Source organism: Glutamicibacter sp. NPDC087673, from assembly GCF_044743255.1.
Classification (GTDB): domain Bacteria; phylum Actinomycetota; class Actinomycetes; order Actinomycetales; family Micrococcaceae; genus Glutamicibacter.
Window position 1 is genome coordinate 359694 of the sequence record NZ_JBIUWB010000001.1, and the last position, 15425, is coordinate 375118.

The following is a 15425-nucleotide window of genomic DNA, read 5'->3' on the forward strand; positions in this document are numbered from 1 at the left end:
ACTGTTCGGGTATTGGCGTGTTCGCCACGGAAACTGCCGCTGTTCCTCCAAAGCCGCGGACTGGGCCGCAGCAGGGATTGCAGGGGCTGCTGGACTCCTCGCAGCTGCGCCGGGTGGTGCGCTGGACGCTCGGGATCCGGCTCGATCCTACTCGCTTGCCTCCTGCTTTCCTGGAAGCTCCGAGCTGTCGCCATCGAACCTGAATGCTTCCTGCGCATTGGCCGCGATCCGTGACCTGCGGCGCGCTCTTGCCTAGCGTCGTAGGCAACCAGCAGCGCTCCGCACGGACTGCGGAGCCGGATGCGCGGCCACCTGCCGCGCCACCCGCAGCTGACGACAGCAGCAGAGGAAGGGAAGACATGAGCACCAACGATGACACCAGTTCGAATCCATTCCCCGATGACCCGCGCAGCACCCCGCAACCCGGAACCGTCCGCCACGGCTTGAACGATCCGGATCCGTTGACCGAGCCGCAAACCGACCTGTTCCCTTCGGGCACTGTCGAACCGGTACCGGCCGACGCGCATGATTCCGATGACCTGCAGTCCGCAGGAAGCGGCAATACCTCGGGTAAAGCGCAGGCAGCCCAGGATCTGGCGCGCGAGGGCCAGGAATCCGCCACCCACGTGCTTGACAGCGCCAAGCAGGAAGCCTCGATGCTCGCTGAGCAGGCCAAGGACCAGGCCACCCACCTATGGGATGAACTCGGCTCCGACCTGAAGGAGCAGACCTCCGCGCAGCAGCGCAAGGTCGCGGCCAACCTGCGCGACATCAGCGATGAGTTCCGCGCCATGCTCGACCAGTCCAGCGCGAGCGGGACCGCCTCCATGCTGGTCGACCAGGCTTCGCATCACAGCGGACAGGCCGCCGATTGGCTCGAACAGCGCGAGCCGCACGACTTGCTGGACGAGGTCAAGGGATTTGCACGCAAACGCCCTGCCGCCTTCTTGGGGCTGGCGCTGGGCGCTGGGCTGCTGGCAGGACGTATGACACGGAATGCCAGCGAGCCGAAAAACACCACAGGGCACCGCGACCAGGAACCACGCCCCGGCACCACCAGCGCACCGAACGCCTCGGGCGTTGACGGGCCAGGTCCGGTGCGGGTTGACCCGTCCTTCCACGGAACCACCCGCGTGGATTCGGCAGGCAACCCGCTGCATGACGATTCGGTGGATGTTGACCCGCTGCGCTCCTACCCTCCTGGGGATCCGCGCAGCACCGACTACCGCTAGGAGCATTCGATGACTCACACGACGCCAGATCCCGATTCCGCAGAACATGAACGCAGTTCCCTCGGCGCCCTGTTCAATGACCTGACCCAGAACGTATCGCTGCTGGTTCGCCAAGAGATCGAGCTGGCAAAGACGGAGTTGAAGGAGTCGGCCAGCTCCGCCGGCAAGGGTGCAGGCATGTATGCCGGTGCCGGTGTTGCCGGCCATTTCGTCTTGCTATTTCTTTCCGTTGCGGCTTTCTTCGGATTGTCGCTCTGGATTGGCTACGGCTTCTCGGCCTTGGTGGTCGCCGCCCTCTGGGCGGTGATCGGTCTGGTCTTGGCAAGCGCAGCCAAGAAGAAGATGCAAGAGATCAAGGGACTGCCTAATACGGCCGAGACAGTCAAGAGGATTCCATCAGCTTTTACTCCGAAGGATGATGCACCATGAGCAAGAATTCAGAAGAACTCCGCGCGGAAATCGCCCAGACACGAGGCGACATGCAACAGGATGTGGATGCGATTGCCGACAGGGTCAGTCCCAGCCACATTGCCCACCGACAATCCGAAAAGGTCAAGGACTCATTCAGGAAGGTGAAGGACTCCGTCATGGGAACCGGTGAATCAACAAGTGACCAGCTGCACCACTACAGTGAAGACGCCGCGGAAGCCGTCAGGGACGCACCGCACAGGGTGGTGGAGCAGACCAAGGGCAATCCGCTGGCCGCCGGAATCATCGCCTTCGGGGCGGGACTGCTGGCTTCGTCGCTGCTTCCGGGGACCCAGAAAGAAGCCGAGCTGGTCCAGCGGGTCAAGGACAAGGCAGAACCGCTGGCCGAAGAGGCCAAGGATGCGGCGAAGCGGATTGCCGAAGACCTGCGGGAGCCTGCGCGGCAGGCCGCCGAGGACCTGCGGGATTCCGCGCAGGAATCCGTGCAGGCCGTGAAATCCGAAGCCAACTCCGAAGCCGAGCATCTGCACGGCGAAGCGAAGGACACGGCCAAGGAGATGGGTAACGGCTCCTGATCCCTAGGCGCGGCAAGAGGCTGGTGCGTGCAATCACTGATTGGAACCACCAGCCTCTTGCTCTGCCCGGTAGGCGCTGAGCCAGTCGGGGAATCCACCGTGATTTAGCTAGCTAAGCTAAATAACCACTAGGATGAGTCCATGGAGAATCCCAAATGACTCAGTCTGCTTTGCCTACGCAACTGGTATGGTTCCGCGATGATCTGCGCACCAGCGATCACCCAGCGTTGGATGCCGCGCTTTCTTCCGGTCCGGTGATCGCGGTATATGTCCTGGACCAGGAATCTGCCGGCATCCGCCCGCTGGGCGGCGCGGCCAAATGGTGGCTGCATCAGGCGCTGGAAGACCTTCGCCGATCACTGGGACAACTGGAAATCCCGCTCATCCTGCGCCAAGGCCCGGCCGCCGGGATCATCAGCGAACTCGTGCACGAAGGCAACGTGCAGGCGGTGCACTGGAACCGCCGCTACGGACACGCCGAACGCGCCGTCGACATGCAGGTCAAGCAGGACCTCCACGTGCGAGGCATCCACGCCCGCAGCTACAGCGGGACGCTCTTGCATGAGCCTTGGGAGCTGCTGACCAAGAACAAGACCGGCTACAGGGTCTTCACGCACTTCTACAACGCGTTGCGCGACGGCGAGATCCGTCCTCCGTTGCCCGCGCCACAGGCACAAGAACCCCTCCCGGACACTAATCTTCCCGCCAGCGTCGAGTTGGAGAGCTTGGGATTGTTGCCGGCTTTGGACTGGATTGACGGACTCGCCGCGCAATGGGAACCCGGAGAAGCGCCTGCGCGCCAGCGCCTGGAGCAGGTGCTGGAATCAATCGCCGAAGACTACCCGGAGCACCATGACCGCCCCGATCTGGACGGAACGTCTGCCCTCTCCCCCGCCTTGCGCTGGGGGCATGTCAGCGCAAGCCAGATGTGGGAGGAGCTGGGCCGGCTGGCCGCCGTAAATCCCGAGGCTTCCGACGGTGCCACCGCGATGCGCCGCCAGCTCGCCTGGCGGGATTTCTGCTGGCACCTGTACTACCATCACCCGCAGCTTCCGGAGCGGAATCTGCGTGCAGAATTCGACCATTTCGACTGGGCCTGGCCTGAGGCAGACCCGCAGGCCGCGGAATACATGAGCTGTTGGCAACAAGGACGCACCGGCTTCGGTCTAGTGGACGCCGGCATGCACCAACTATGGAAAACCGGGTGGATGCACAACCGGGTGCGAATGGTCGCAGCCAGCCTGCTGGTAAAGAACCTGCAAGTGCATTGGAAAGCCGGCGAGCGCTGGTTCTGGGACACCCTGGTTGATGCGGATCTCGCCAGCAATACTGCCAATTGGCAATGGGTCGCCGGCAGCGGAGCCGACGTTTCCCCATATTTCCGGGTCTTCAACCCGGAATTGCAGGCCAAGAAATTCGACCCTCAGGGAAGCTACGTCGCAAAGTATGCCCCGCTGGCTACCGACCCCATTGTTGATCTGAAGCAATCGAGGCGGGCTGCATTGGATGCCTATGAGCAGATGAAGCTCAGCTCATAGTCGCGAAGCATCGGCCAGCGGGAAAATGAAGCCGCGGATCCACGAAGATCTTCACATGCTCTTCGCTGTTTCAGCCCGATGCCTCTTCGGCTCCCTGTCTCAGTGCATCAGCTTCCTTGCCGGAGGGTCCAGAGCATTCTCCACCGAGTGCCGGAGCTTATACGCCTACCCGCATCCTTGGGTGCGCCCGATAACCGCAAATAAGTCCAATCAAGACCAATCCGCCTTCCGCCCTTCTCCGAAGAACCTCTACAGGGTTCCTTCCGGAACCCGCAAAACTCGACACGGACCAGAATCCGTGTCCCAGGAAGGACTGATTGCCATGCGCACATCGCCTAACCGCTTGCTCGCAACGATTTTCGGGGCCGTGTACCTCCTCGTCGGCCTGCTCGGGTTCCTTGTCACTGCCGGCGTGGACTTCTTCGCAACAGAGGGCGGGAAGCTGATCATTTTCGAGGTCAATCCACTTCACAACGTCATCCACCTGGCCATCGGCGCAGCACTGCTCATCGCTGGGCTCGGATCCGTGCGTGCTTCCAAGCTCGCCAACACCACGGTGGGCGCCGTCTACCTCCTGGTTGGCATCCTCGGCCTCTTCTTGGCCTCTACAGCACTGAACATCATTGCCCTGAACGGTGCGGATAACGTCCTGCATCTAGCCAGCGCGATTGTCCTGCTGTCGGTAGGCCTGTCCCAGGACCGGACGCCAGCAGCCCATACTGCACGGTCATGATTTCCCATGAGGCCACGGAGCCTGCCACCGAACCTGCCATCCAAGGGCGAGATGCAGTTGCGAGCTCCGTTGCCTTCGGCGGCCTCTATGCCGGGATCGCCGGACTGGGAGTCGCGGCGCTGGCCGCGGCCTCCTCCGCCAGCCTGGCATCGGCATTCGGGGTCGGGTCCGCCCCGGCACCGTGGTGGGCGTGGCTCGGCGCGATAGCATCCGCGGCCTGGGCCGGGGTGGCGCTGGTGTACGCCGTTGCCAGCCTGCTGAAGGCAGCGGCCCCTGCCGTGAAGCTTGCGGTCCCCTGCCTGGCGCTCGTCTCCTCCGTGCATTTAGCCAGCATTGTTGCCGGCCTTTGGGGGTTCCCGGAGGGAGCGAAGAATCTGGATCTCACGATTGCTTCCTTGCTGCTGCTTGAGCTGTCGGTGCTGGCGGTCTTCGTGTGGCAGCGCAAGCGGCGGAAGAACTATCCGCACCGGGCAGTGCGTTCCAGCAGCCTAGTTGTCCTCGGGAGCATGTTTGCCGGTTCGGTTGCGGTTGCGGCGGTTGCCAGTTTGGGGTTGGCAGCTTCGTCCGCTGGAGAACTCGCGGTACCGCATTCCGAGCACGGCGCTCATCGTTCGGGAGACATCGACCCGGGAATCATTGGGAAAATGAAACAGGCAGAACACCACCACTAGCCGCAGCCAGGGGGCCAGTGCCAGTGATCCAACTGGCCCCGATAGCTGCAGGCTAGGCCCGCGGATCAACAATGATCTTCACGTGTTCCTCATTGTTGTTGATCAGCTGGTCGAACCCTTCGGAAACCAGCTCGTCGAGCCCGATGCGCCCGGTGATGAACGGGGCCAGGTCCAGTTTGCCGCTTTGCACCAGGGCAATGGTGTCCGGATGGTCATTGGCGTAGCCGATGGTGCCGCGCAGGTCGATTTCCTTCAAGACCAGCTTGGGCATGTCCACTTGCGGCTTATGCCCCCAAATCGAAACGTTGACGATCACCCCGCCGAGATCCACCGCGTCCAGGAGCATATCCAGCACCACCGGGACCGAGGAGCACTCGAATCCGGCATCGGCCCCGCGTCCTCCGGTCACCTCGCGCACCTTGTCCGCCACGTCCCCGTCCCTCGGATCAAAGACCTCGTCGGCAACCCCGGTTTCCCGCGCCTTGGCCTTGCGGGCCTCGGAGAGTTCCGAGATGTAGACCGTCAGCCCTTTGGCCTTAAGCACCGCTGCGGTCAGGAGGCCGATCGGGCCGGCACCGCCCACGATGGCTATCTGCCCTGCCTGGACGCCGGAGCGGACGAAGGCGTGGTGGGCCACCGACAGCGGCTCGATCAGCGCGGCCTCATCCAGGGGAATCTTGCCGATCGGATGCACCCAGCGGCGTTCCACGACAATTTTCTCCGATAGCCCTCCGCCGCGACCGCCCAGGCCGATGAAGTTCATGTCCTCGGAGAGCTGGTACTGCTGGCCCTTGCCGGTGTCCACATCTTCATGGATGATGTACGGTTCCACCACGACGTGCTCGCCGACTTCAAGTCCGGTGACGCCCTCGCCCAGGGCGGTAATGGTTCCGGAGAACTCATGGCCCATGGTCACCGGCGCGCTCTCTCCCGAGATCGGGTGCGGATGCCCGGCCGGCGGGATGAAGATCGGGCCCTCCAGGTATTCGTGCAGATCGGTGCCGCAGATGCCGCACCAGGCCACGTCGATGGCCACCGTTCCGGGCTTCAGCACCGGCTCATCGATGTCCTCGATCCGGATGTCCTTCTGGCCGTAGTACCGTGCTGCGCGCATGGCTCCCCCTCGATTCTTCTGCCTGTTGCCGACCGGCCCGATCCCGGCCGGCCATTCCAGCTCCAAGCTACTGCGGCAGCCAAGGTTTGGGAACCGTTGCAAGAGGTTTCATCCGATGGCACCGGCAAGCCATCCAGCCAAAGCCCAGCCAGCAGTGCGCGGCCTGTTCGCGGCGCACAATGGACTATGGACATCATGTCGGCGGCGCAGCGTTCGGCGCTCATGTCGCGCATCTCCAGCAAGAACACCGGACCGGAACTGGTCCTGCGCCGGTTGCTGCATGCCGCCGGGTACCGCTACAGCGTGCACGGCGTCCTGCCCGCACGGCAAGTTGCCCAGCTGCGTGCTGCGCATCCCGGCATCCCGCTGCGGGGCGGAAAGCTTCCCGGATCCCCGGATCTGGTCTTCAGCGCCCGGCGCAAGGCCATCTTCGTCAACGGCTGCTTCTGGCACGGCCACGACTGCCCGGTGGGCCAGCGGCGCCCCGCATCCAATACCGGGTACTGGAACCCCAAGCTGGATGCCAACATCGCCCGGGACCAGCGCAATCGCGATAGCCTGGCGGCACTTGGCTGGGAATCGCTGACGCTCTGGGAATGCGAGCTGAAGGCGATGGATGGCGTCTTGGACAGGGCAGCAAGTTTCCTCGGACCGGTACGGATCCTGCCGGGCAGCCCCGGCGGGCAGGACCCGTCCCAGGGCACCGGAGTTGGCTAAGATCAAAGAGTCCGCCCGATCTGCCCGCAGCGCACCTGCCCGTTCCCCGAGGTCCATGAAAACCAGCACGTCCCGCTTCGAAGTCCCGGTACTGCTGGGAACCCAGACGCTGTTCAATATCGGCTTCTACGCCGTGGTTCCCTTTCTTGCCGTAGTGCTGGCCAACGACTTCCTGTTGGCAGGCGCCGCGGTGGGCCTGATCCTGGGCATCCGGACCTTCGCCCAGCAGGGCCTCTTCCTGGCCGGAGGCAGCCTGGCCGATCGCTTCGGCGCCCGGCGCATGATCCTCATTGGCTGCGCAGTGCGCGCCGCCGGGTTCTTCACGCTGGCCGCCTCCCTATCCTTGGGTGACCCGAAGCTCTGGTTGTTCATCCTTGGCACATTGCTCACCGGATTCGGCGGGGCACTTTTCTCTCCGGGCCTGAGCATTCTGGTGGGTGCGGCCCAGACCGCGCGCGACAGGGGCCAGCCCACGGGAGCCAAGCGGGCCACGCTCTTTGCGTGGCTGAGCGTCACCGGAGAAATCGGCGCGGTGGCTGGACCGCTGGTGGGAGCGGCCTTGTGGGATTGGGGGTTCGCGGCCGTTGCAGGTTTCGGGGCAATCTTCTTCATCGCCATCGGACTGTTCCTGGCTGCGACATTGCGCCGCTACGCTCCGGAAGTCACTTCGCTGGATCATGCTGGATCCCGGGCCAAGCGGCCGGCCCAGCCTGGCAGCCTGCGCCGTTGCCTGGCGGACCGGAAATTCGTGGCCTTCTGCGCCTTGCATGCCTCGGACCTGCTGGCATACAACCAGCTCTATTTGGCCATTCCCCTGGAATTGGAACGCACCGGCCTGCCCACCCAGTGGCTGGGACTGGTTTTCGCGTGGATCTCCGTGCTAACTCTGGGCTTGCAATTGCCCATCGCATGGCTCGCCGCACGGATCGGCTCGGCGGCGACCCTGCGTTGCGGATATTTCTCCAGCGCCCTGGGGTTCGGCGTACTCGCATTTCTCCCCGCCACGGCTTTTGGCGAGAATACCGCGGCGGTACGCATCTTGTGCGCGGTCACCCTGCTGGCCTTGGGGCATATGAGCGTGCACCCTGCAGCTCTTTCGCTCGTTCCCGGATTCGCCGGACACCGGGGTACCGGATCCTACTTCGGCTTGCTGTCCAGTTGCGGCGGCCTGGCGGTGCTACTGGGGAATTTGCTGGTGGGCTGGCTCTTGTCCCAGGCCGGCCAGGGCCACATCCCCGGATTCCTGCCGTGGCTGGTTCTCATCATTCCGCTGGTCGTTGCTTCCTGGCTTGGCGCATCGCTCGTGAGGCGTTCAGGCCTGCAGACCCAGGGTGCGTGAAATGCGACACATGACGCGCTGCCCTCGCAGAATTTCCACGGGGCACCCCAACTTTGCACTACTCAGCTTCCACTCTTCCCAGGCTCCCTGCGGGGGCTTTTCCTCCGCTTTCCTTGCCGGGCCATAATCAGCAAAACGAGTCAACTAATTAGGGTACGCTTACCGAGGCTCTATTGCATTAGATGCCAATCCATCACGTAATGCCGAAGGATTTCCATGAAACTTGGACGATTGAGCGTTGCCGCAGGTTTTGCGGCCATTGCCCTGGCGCTGACCGCCTGCAGCTCCACCCCTGCGAGCTCCGCCCCGGAACAAGCCGCGGACTCGGAAGCCCGCGTGGTCGTGGCCAATTTCCGCGCCCCGGTATCCAATTGGGCGCTGGAAAGCGACGACGCCTATGTGCTCTCCATCGCCGGTTGCCTGGAAACCCTGGCCAAATACAACCAGAGCACCAAAACCGTTGAGCCGATGCTCGCTGCTTCCTGGAAGCAGTCCTCGGATACCGAATGGGATTTCGAGCTGCGCAAGAACGTGCTGTTCCAGGATGGCACCGCCATGGATGCCAAGGCCGTTGCCGGCTCGCTGAACCATGTGCTCAAGGCCACCGCCCCAGCGCGTGCGGTGAACCCCAAGACCATCAAGAAGGTCCAGGCCCTGGACGCGGATACCGTGCGCGTCACCACCCCCGCCGCGGATCCGCTGCTGCCCTACCGCATGGCCAGCGTGAACGCCGGCGTGCTTTCCCCTGCCGCGTACACCGGCAAGGGCATCGACCCGATGGAGCACTGCACCGGACCATTTGCCCCGGTCTCCGAAAAAGCCGGGCAGTCCCTGACCTTGGACCGCAACGCGAATTACTGGGACGGAGAGGTGAAGCTGGCCGGCGGCGAAATCCGCTACATCACCGAAGGCGCCACCCGCGCCACCCAGGTCCAGACCGGAGAAGCGGACATTTCCATGTCCATCCCGGCCACCAGCCTGGCGGCTCTGGAAGCCGATAGCAAGATCAGCGTGCTCAAGGCCGACTCGCCTCGCACCTCGACCCTGTACCTGAACAACTCGCGCGCTCCATTCGAGAGCCGGGAGCGGCGCAAGGCCGCCACCATGGCCCTGGATCTGCCGGCCATGGCCGCCAGCATCTACGAAGGCGCAGCGCAGCCTGCCACCGGCCCCTTCGCCCCGAGCGAGCCCTGGGCCAACCCGGATCTGGCCGTGCCGCAGGTGAATATCGAAGAAGCCAAGAAGCTGGTGGAAGCTTCCGGATACCAGCAGGACAAGCCCCTGGAAATCATTGCGATCACCGAACGCGCGGAGTTCGCCGGCGTGGGCGCCATCATCCAGGAGCAGTTCAAGCAGATCGGCTTGCAGGCCAATGTGGTGACCAAGTCCTACGGCGCCGCGGAACCGGATGTGCTGGCCGGCAACTACGACATGATCCTCAGTCAGCGCAACCGGATGATCGACATTGCCGATCCGATCGGCTTCCTGCAGTCCGACTACACCTGCGAGGGCGGCTACAACCTGAGCCACTACTGCAACAAGGACTACGACCAGCTGATCGGCCAGGCACTGGCAGAGAAGGACGAGGCCCAGCGCCACGACCTGTACCGCCAGGCAGGGGATCTGCTCGCCGACGACGCCGCGAACGCCTGGCTGGTCAACGAGCAGGCTATCGACGGCGTGGGAGCCAAGGTCCAGGGCTACGTCCAGGACCCGCTGACCCGCTACGTGCTGACCAAGGATCTGGCGAAGACCAGCTAGCGTGTCTCCTCTAGCCATCATGCTGCGCCGGGCCATTGGACTCGGCGCAGCAGTTCTGCTTTCATCCTTCGCGGTATTCCTGGTCCCCTTCGTTTCCCCCGGGGACCCCGTGCGGTCCTTGCTGCGCGCCCGCATGGATATCGGGGCCGCCGACGAGGCAACGGTGCAGGCCTACGCACAGCAATTCGGCCTGCACGACCCGATGCTGGTGCAGTTCGGACGGTGGCTGGGCCGGTTCGCCACTGGAGACATGGGCATCTCGCATATCAGCGGCACCCCGGTAGCCGACCAGGTGCTGCCGGCCATTGGCGTCACCCTGTCCTTGGCCGGCAGCGCGCTGGTGGTGGCCATCGCCGTGTCCATTGTCTTGGGAGTGCTGTCGGCCACCCGTGCCGGGAGGTGGCCCGATAGGCTGATCATCTCGGCGACCCATGCGTTGATTGCCATCCCCGAATATGCGCTGGCTCCGCTGCTGGTCCTGCTCTTCGCGGTGCGCTTCTCGCTGCTTCCCTCGGCCGGTTTCGAATCCCCGGCCTCGATGGTGCTGCCGGTCTTCATTCTGGCCTTGCGCCCCATCAGCTTCTTCACCGTCGCGGTGCGCTCTGGGGTGCGCCAGGCATTGGACTCCGAGCACGTGCTGGCCGCCCGCGCCCGCGGGCTGAGCAGCACCCAGGGGCTGGTCCGCCATGTGGTTCCCCACGGTTTGCTGCCGCTGTGGACCATGGTGGGTGTCTGGTTTGCCGGACTGCTGGGCGGGTCGGTCATCGTGGAAGTCATCTTCGCCATTCCCGGAATGGGCCGGCTGATCTTCGACTCCATCGTCGATGCCGATATCCCGGTCGCCCAGGGTGGCGTGGTGGTGGTCGTCACCTGTGCTGTAGTGGTGACCGGAATCGTTGACCTGGTGCACAGGATCAGCGATCCCAATGTGAGGATTGGTGTACGACATGGCTAGGAATCATTCCAGGGAAATCCTGCTTTTCCCTCCCGCGTTCATCTTGCTGGCGGTGGTCGTCCTGACCATCGCCGCTCCGTGGATTTCCCCCTACAACCCCGACGCCCAGAACCTGGCGGACCGGTTGCAAGGTCCCAGCCTGTCTCATCTGCTGGGCACCGATGCCCTGGGCCGCGACACCTTGAGCAGGGTGCTGCACGGTGGCCGGTTCTCGCTATCGGTAGCACTGATCACCACGCTGTTCGCACTGCTGGTTGGCACCGCACTGGGCCTGCTCAGCGCGGTGCGCGGCGGGTGGCTGGATGAGCTCTTCCTGCGCGTGAACGACTTGCTGCTCGCGCTGCCCGAAATCGTGATTGCGCTGCTGATCATCGCGGTCATGGGTCCCGGATTCTTCACCATGGTGCTTTCCGTGGGCGTCGTGGCATGGACCCCCACCGCACGGTTGGTGCGTTCCATGGCGGCCCAGGCCTTATCCACCCACCACGTCGAAGCCTCCAGGCATGTCGGCGCTTCGCGCTGGTTCATCCTGCGCCACCACGTCCTGCCCTTCGTGGCTGGACCGGTGCTGGCCCAGGCGGCATTGCGCTTCGGTCTGCTGCTGGTATTGCTCGGCTCCTTGTCCTATCTGGGCATCGGCGTCCAGCCGCCGCAGTCCGACTGGGGTTCAATGCTCGCCGAAGCCCAGCCCCATGCCATCCGCTCCCCTTGGGGCCTGATTGCGCCGGGCGCAGCCATCTTCCTGGTCAGCTTCTGCGTCACCCTGCTGGGCAATCGAATCACCCACGTGCTGGGCGGGCAGGACGTGCTTGCCACCGAGGCCAAGGCGGAAGCCCATGACTAGAGAACTTGAATTCATTGACCTTTCGGTCAGCTCCGGCGATCAGCGATTGCTTTCCGAGGCACGCGGCGCCCTGCGAGCGGGCGAATTGGTGGCGGTTGTCGGGCGTTCCGGTTCCGGCAAGACGCTGCTCACCAAGGCGATCATCGGCCTGCTGCCCCAGCAGTTGCGTGCCGAGGGGCAGATCCTGCTTGACGGCCAGCGCCTTGACCAGCTGGACGAGAAGGCCATGGACTCGGTGCGCGGACGGCGCATCAGCATGCTGTTCCAGCAGCCCAAGCGCGTGATGAACCCGCGGCTGACCATCCGCGCGCATCTGCTCGAAGCCCTGGGAGCCCACGGCTGGGGCAAAGCCCGCCAGCACGAGCAGCAGGTGCTGTCCTTGCTCGAAGAAGTAGGCCTGTCCCCTGCCCAGCAGATTGCCGGCCAGCGCCCGGACCAGCTTTCCGGCGGGATGGCCCAACGCGCCATGCTGGCCATCGCCTTGGCCGCTGACCCGGAGTTCATTTTGGCTGATGAACCAACGTCATCCTTGGATTCGATTCTCAAGGCCGAAGTGCTGCAATTGTTGCGCCGCAAGCAGCAGGAACGTGGCGTGGGCGTCCTGTTCATCACCCACGACATTGCCAGCATCCGGCACATTGCCGACCGCGTCGTGGTTGTCAGCGACGGGCAAATTGTGGACCAGTGCCCCACCGCGCACATCTTCTCCAAGGACCGCCATTCCAAGACACGCGAGCTGATGGAAGCCAGCTTGCCTCCCCTGCGCACGCCACGAATGAAGGATTCCGCATGCTTGCTGGAAGCAGTGGATGCGGGCAAGAACTACACGCGCCGCGCAAAGGGTCCGGCAGCATTGAAGCCCACAAGCTTGCGCCTGCACGGCGGCCAGGTCCTGGGAGTGGTGGGCCGCTCCGGTTCGGGCAAGAGCACCTTCGCCCGGCTGCTGGCCGGGTTGGAAGAGCCAACGACCGGACGGATCATCGATACGCGCCGCAATGGCGAAGCAACGCGAGTGCAGGTCATTGCCCAGGAACCGTACTCGTCCTTCGATCCCCGGCTTTCGATCCGCACGTCGATGAGCGCGGCGGTGCACCGGCTGCCGGCAATCCAGGCCGGAGAACGCATGGCGCAAGCCATGGCCCAGGTGGGATTGGCCGAGCAATTACTGGATCGCCGGCCCGGCCAGTGCTCCGGCGGCCAGCTCCAGCGCCTGGCCATCGCGCGGGCGCTGCTGACCGACCCCCAGGTATTGATTTGCGATGAGTCCACCTCGGCACTGGATTCGGTAGCCCAGCGCCACATCCTGGACCTGCTGCTTGATTTGCGCGAGCGAATGGGGCTGAGCCTGGTGGTCATCTCCCACGACATGGACGTGATCCGCTATGTGAGTGACGACGTAGCCGTGTTCTACGAGGGCGAGCTGGTGGAGCATCGTCCGCTCAACGATTTCCTGGGCAATGCGGAACATCAGCACAGCAAGGATCTCGTGGCCGCGCTGGACCTGACCGCAGCGGTTCCTGCTGCCGGCTGATTTCTGCTCGCGTAAGAAAATCCGGAACTCTTGTGCCCTGACTTGGACCGCTTATAGATTGATGGGCTATGACCGACAGTTCGCAGAAGAATCCGTCCATCACCCGCCGGTTGCCATTGCTGGCCCTATGCGCAGCCTTGTTCCTTGCAGGCTGTTCGGCTCCAGCCCCGGATTCCGGCGACGCCCAGGAGCCAGCTTCCGAGAGGACCCGACTGGCCAGCGTAGCTGAAGCCGGAACGCTGAAGGTCTGCACCACCGGGGACTACCGGCCGTTCACCTATCTTGACCCGGACACCGGGCAATGGTCGGGAATCGACATCACGATGGCCAAGAATCTTGCCGAGTCGATGGGCGCAGAACCCGAGTTCATCCAGACCTCCTGGAAGGACTTGATGCCGGACTTCCTCTCCGAATGCGATATCGCCGTGGGCGGGGTATCCATTTCCATGGAACGCGCCCAGCAGGCCTACTACAGCGAAGCCACCCTGGACGAGGGCAAGACGCCCATCACCTTGTGCGAGAACGTGGAGAAGTACGACACGGTCAAGGAAATCAACCAGCCCGGGGTCCGTTCCATCACCCCGATTGGCGGGACCAACGAGAAGTTCGCTGATGCGAACTACCCGAAGGGCGAGATCATCCGTTTCGAGGACAACAACAAGATCTTCGATGAGATCATTGCCGGGCGTGCCGACGTGATGACCACCGATGCTTCGGAAACCCGCTGGGTGGCCAACGAGCACCCTGAGCTGTGCGCGGTGCACCCGGATCAGCCATTCAATTTCTCCCAGAAAGCCTACTTGCTGCCGCTGGGCGATGACGAGTTCCAGGAATACGTGAACCAGTGGCTGAACATGGCCAAGAATGACGGGACGTTGGCGGCTGCCGAGAAGCCCTGGTTCGGATAGCCGCCGCCAGAACATGACAATAGGCCAGCGGCCACACCCCGAACTATTCGGGGCGTGGCCACTGGCTTCTTCTAGTCCTTGGACTGGCCCAAACCTGGAACTGCTAATGCATGTGGCTGCCGCCATTGATGTCAATGGTGGTGCCGGTCAGGTAGGAAGCGCCTTCGGAGGCCAGGAAACCAATGACCGATGCGACTTCTCCGGTGGTTGCGGTGCGCCCAATGGGGATGCCCGCGGCAATGGCCGCCTCCTGCTCGTCGGTGCTGCCAACACGGATGTTGGTATCCACAGCGCCCGGCGCAATCGCATTGACGGTGACGCCGCTGGCCGAGATCTCGCGGGCCAGCGCCTTGGTGAACCCAAGGATTGCCGCTTTCGCTGAGGAATACGGGACCTTGCCGAATACTCCGCCGCCCCGCTGAGCAGAGACAGAGGACATGTTGATCACTCGTCCCCATCCGCTCTCGATCATTTCCGGCAGGAATGCCTTGGTCACCAGGTAAGTGCCCGTGGCGTTGACGTTCATGATCTTGTTCCAGATCTCCAAAGTCGTATCCAGGAAATCCACCGGGGAGGTAATCCCCGCGATGTTCACGACGGCGCCGGTAGGAGGCAGTTCCCCCGCGGCGACGCGGGCTGCCACCGCCGCCTGGGCCGCGGCGACCGAGGATTCGTCGGCAACGTCGATCTGGTGGCCGAATGCCGGCACGCCAAATTCCTCTGCAATCTCCGTGGCTACGCGCTCGGATGCGGAGTGGTCCAGATCCAGAATCGCTATGCCCCAGCCTTCCCGGGCCAGGTGCCGGGCGGTTTCGATGCCGATCCCCTGTGTCGAGGTGGCACCGGTCAGTACTGCAGTGCGCTGGGTTTGATTCATCGGATTCCTGCTTTCAATACGGCCCGCCCGAACAACGATGAGGCGAACTTGGTGGTTGCGGTGCTCTGCTCTGGACAAACGCACCAGAAGTTTGTGGTGCACACCACGATAGTTTTGTTTACTGTTGACAGTCAACTGTTAAATTTTCTCTTGACAGAACTTGTGCCGTCGCTCACACTTCTATTAGTGTTGACTGTCAAC

15 protein-coding genes are annotated in these 15425 nt (G+C 63.4%); 13 read left to right on the forward strand and 2 right to left on the reverse strand.

Features of this window, described 5'->3' with window-relative positions:
- The first annotated feature begins 359 nt into the window (after positions 1-359).
- From ACIOTL_RS01720 to ACIOTL_RS01745, 6 genes are all read left to right on the forward strand, one after another.
- Positions 360-1232, forward strand: a complete 873-nt coding sequence (locus ACIOTL_RS01720; RefSeq protein WP_400341433.1) for a hypothetical protein — start codon at positions 360-362, stop codon at positions 1230-1232.
- A gap of 9 nt (positions 1233-1241) precedes the next feature.
- Positions 1242-1661: a phage holin family protein gene (locus ACIOTL_RS01725; RefSeq protein ID WP_066142299.1), complete on the forward strand. Its 420-nt coding sequence runs from the start codon at positions 1242-1244 to the stop codon at positions 1659-1661.
- Positions 1658-2236: a DUF3618 domain-containing protein gene (locus ACIOTL_RS01730; protein WP_400341435.1), complete on the forward strand. Its 579-nt coding sequence runs from the start codon at positions 1658-1660 to the stop codon at positions 2234-2236. Before ACIOTL_RS01725 ends, ACIOTL_RS01730 begins: the two co-directional genes overlap by 4 nt.
- Before the next feature lie 155 nt (positions 2237-2391).
- Positions 2392-3774 carry a cryptochrome/photolyase family protein gene (locus ACIOTL_RS01735; RefSeq protein ID WP_400341437.1) on the forward strand — a complete coding sequence of 461 codons (1383 nt, stop codon included), beginning with the start codon at positions 2392-2394 and terminating at the stop codon, positions 3772-3774.
- Positions 3775-4096: 322 nt separating this feature from the next.
- Positions 4097-4507: a DUF4383 domain-containing protein gene (locus ACIOTL_RS01740; protein WP_041650329.1), complete on the forward strand. Its 411-nt coding sequence runs from the start codon at positions 4097-4099 to the stop codon at positions 4505-4507.
- On the forward strand, positions 4504-5178 hold the full coding sequence (locus ACIOTL_RS01745; RefSeq protein ID WP_400341440.1) for a hypothetical protein: 675 nt from the start codon (positions 4504-4506) through the stop codon (positions 5176-5178). The genes ACIOTL_RS01740 and ACIOTL_RS01745 overlap by 4 nt, the downstream gene beginning before the upstream one ends.
- Before the next feature lie 52 nt (positions 5179-5230).
- Here the strand turns inward: ACIOTL_RS01745 and ACIOTL_RS01750 are convergent, their stop codons facing one another.
- Positions 5231-6292 (reverse strand): 2,3-butanediol dehydrogenase, encoded by a 1062-nt coding sequence (locus tag ACIOTL_RS01750; RefSeq protein WP_400341442.1) that lies wholly within the window; start codon positions 6290-6292, stop codon positions 5231-5233.
- Positions 6293-6478: 186 nt separating this feature from the next.
- Here ACIOTL_RS01750 and ACIOTL_RS01755 point away from each other — a divergent pair, with 186 nt between their 5' ends.
- From ACIOTL_RS01755 to ACIOTL_RS01785, 7 genes are all read left to right on the forward strand, one after another.
- On the forward strand, positions 6479-7009 hold the full coding sequence (locus ACIOTL_RS01755) for a very short patch repair endonuclease (protein WP_219844105.1): 531 nt from the start codon (positions 6479-6481) through the stop codon (positions 7007-7009).
- 55 nt (positions 7010-7064) lie between these two features.
- A complete protein-coding gene (locus tag ACIOTL_RS01760) occupies positions 7065-8348 on the forward strand; it encodes an MFS transporter (RefSeq protein ID WP_400341444.1) in 1284 nt (427 codons plus the stop codon).
- Between the two features lie 216 nt (positions 8349-8564).
- Entirely contained in the window at positions 8565-10109 is a 1545-nt protein-coding gene (locus tag ACIOTL_RS01765) for an ABC transporter substrate-binding protein (protein ID WP_400341446.1), read from the forward strand.
- 1 nt (position 10110) lies between these two features.
- Positions 10111-11064 (forward strand): ABC transporter permease, encoded by a 954-nt coding sequence (locus ACIOTL_RS01770; RefSeq protein ID WP_400341448.1) that lies wholly within the window; start codon positions 10111-10113, stop codon positions 11062-11064.
- Complete coding sequence (locus tag ACIOTL_RS01775) at positions 11057-11908, forward strand: ABC transporter permease (protein WP_286134034.1); 852 nt, start codon at positions 11057-11059, stop codon at positions 11906-11908. The genes ACIOTL_RS01770 and ACIOTL_RS01775 overlap by 8 nt, the downstream gene beginning before the upstream one ends.
- Complete coding sequence (locus ACIOTL_RS01780; RefSeq protein ID WP_400341451.1) at positions 11901-13439, forward strand: ABC transporter ATP-binding protein; 1539 nt, start codon at positions 11901-11903, stop codon at positions 13437-13439. The genes ACIOTL_RS01775 and ACIOTL_RS01780 overlap by 8 nt, the downstream gene beginning before the upstream one ends.
- Before the next feature lie 68 nt (positions 13440-13507).
- On the forward strand, positions 13508-14347 hold the full coding sequence (locus ACIOTL_RS01785) for a transporter substrate-binding domain-containing protein (RefSeq protein WP_400341453.1): 840 nt from the start codon (positions 13508-13510) through the stop codon (positions 14345-14347).
- A 103-nt stretch (positions 14348-14450) separates the two neighbouring features.
- On the opposite strand, the gene ACIOTL_RS01790 is transcribed toward ACIOTL_RS01785, so the two are convergent.
- Positions 14451-15224: an SDR family NAD(P)-dependent oxidoreductase gene (locus ACIOTL_RS01790; RefSeq protein WP_332489284.1), complete on the reverse strand. Its 774-nt coding sequence runs from the start codon at positions 15222-15224 to the stop codon at positions 14451-14453.
- Between the last annotated feature and the right edge of the window lie 201 nt (positions 15225-15425).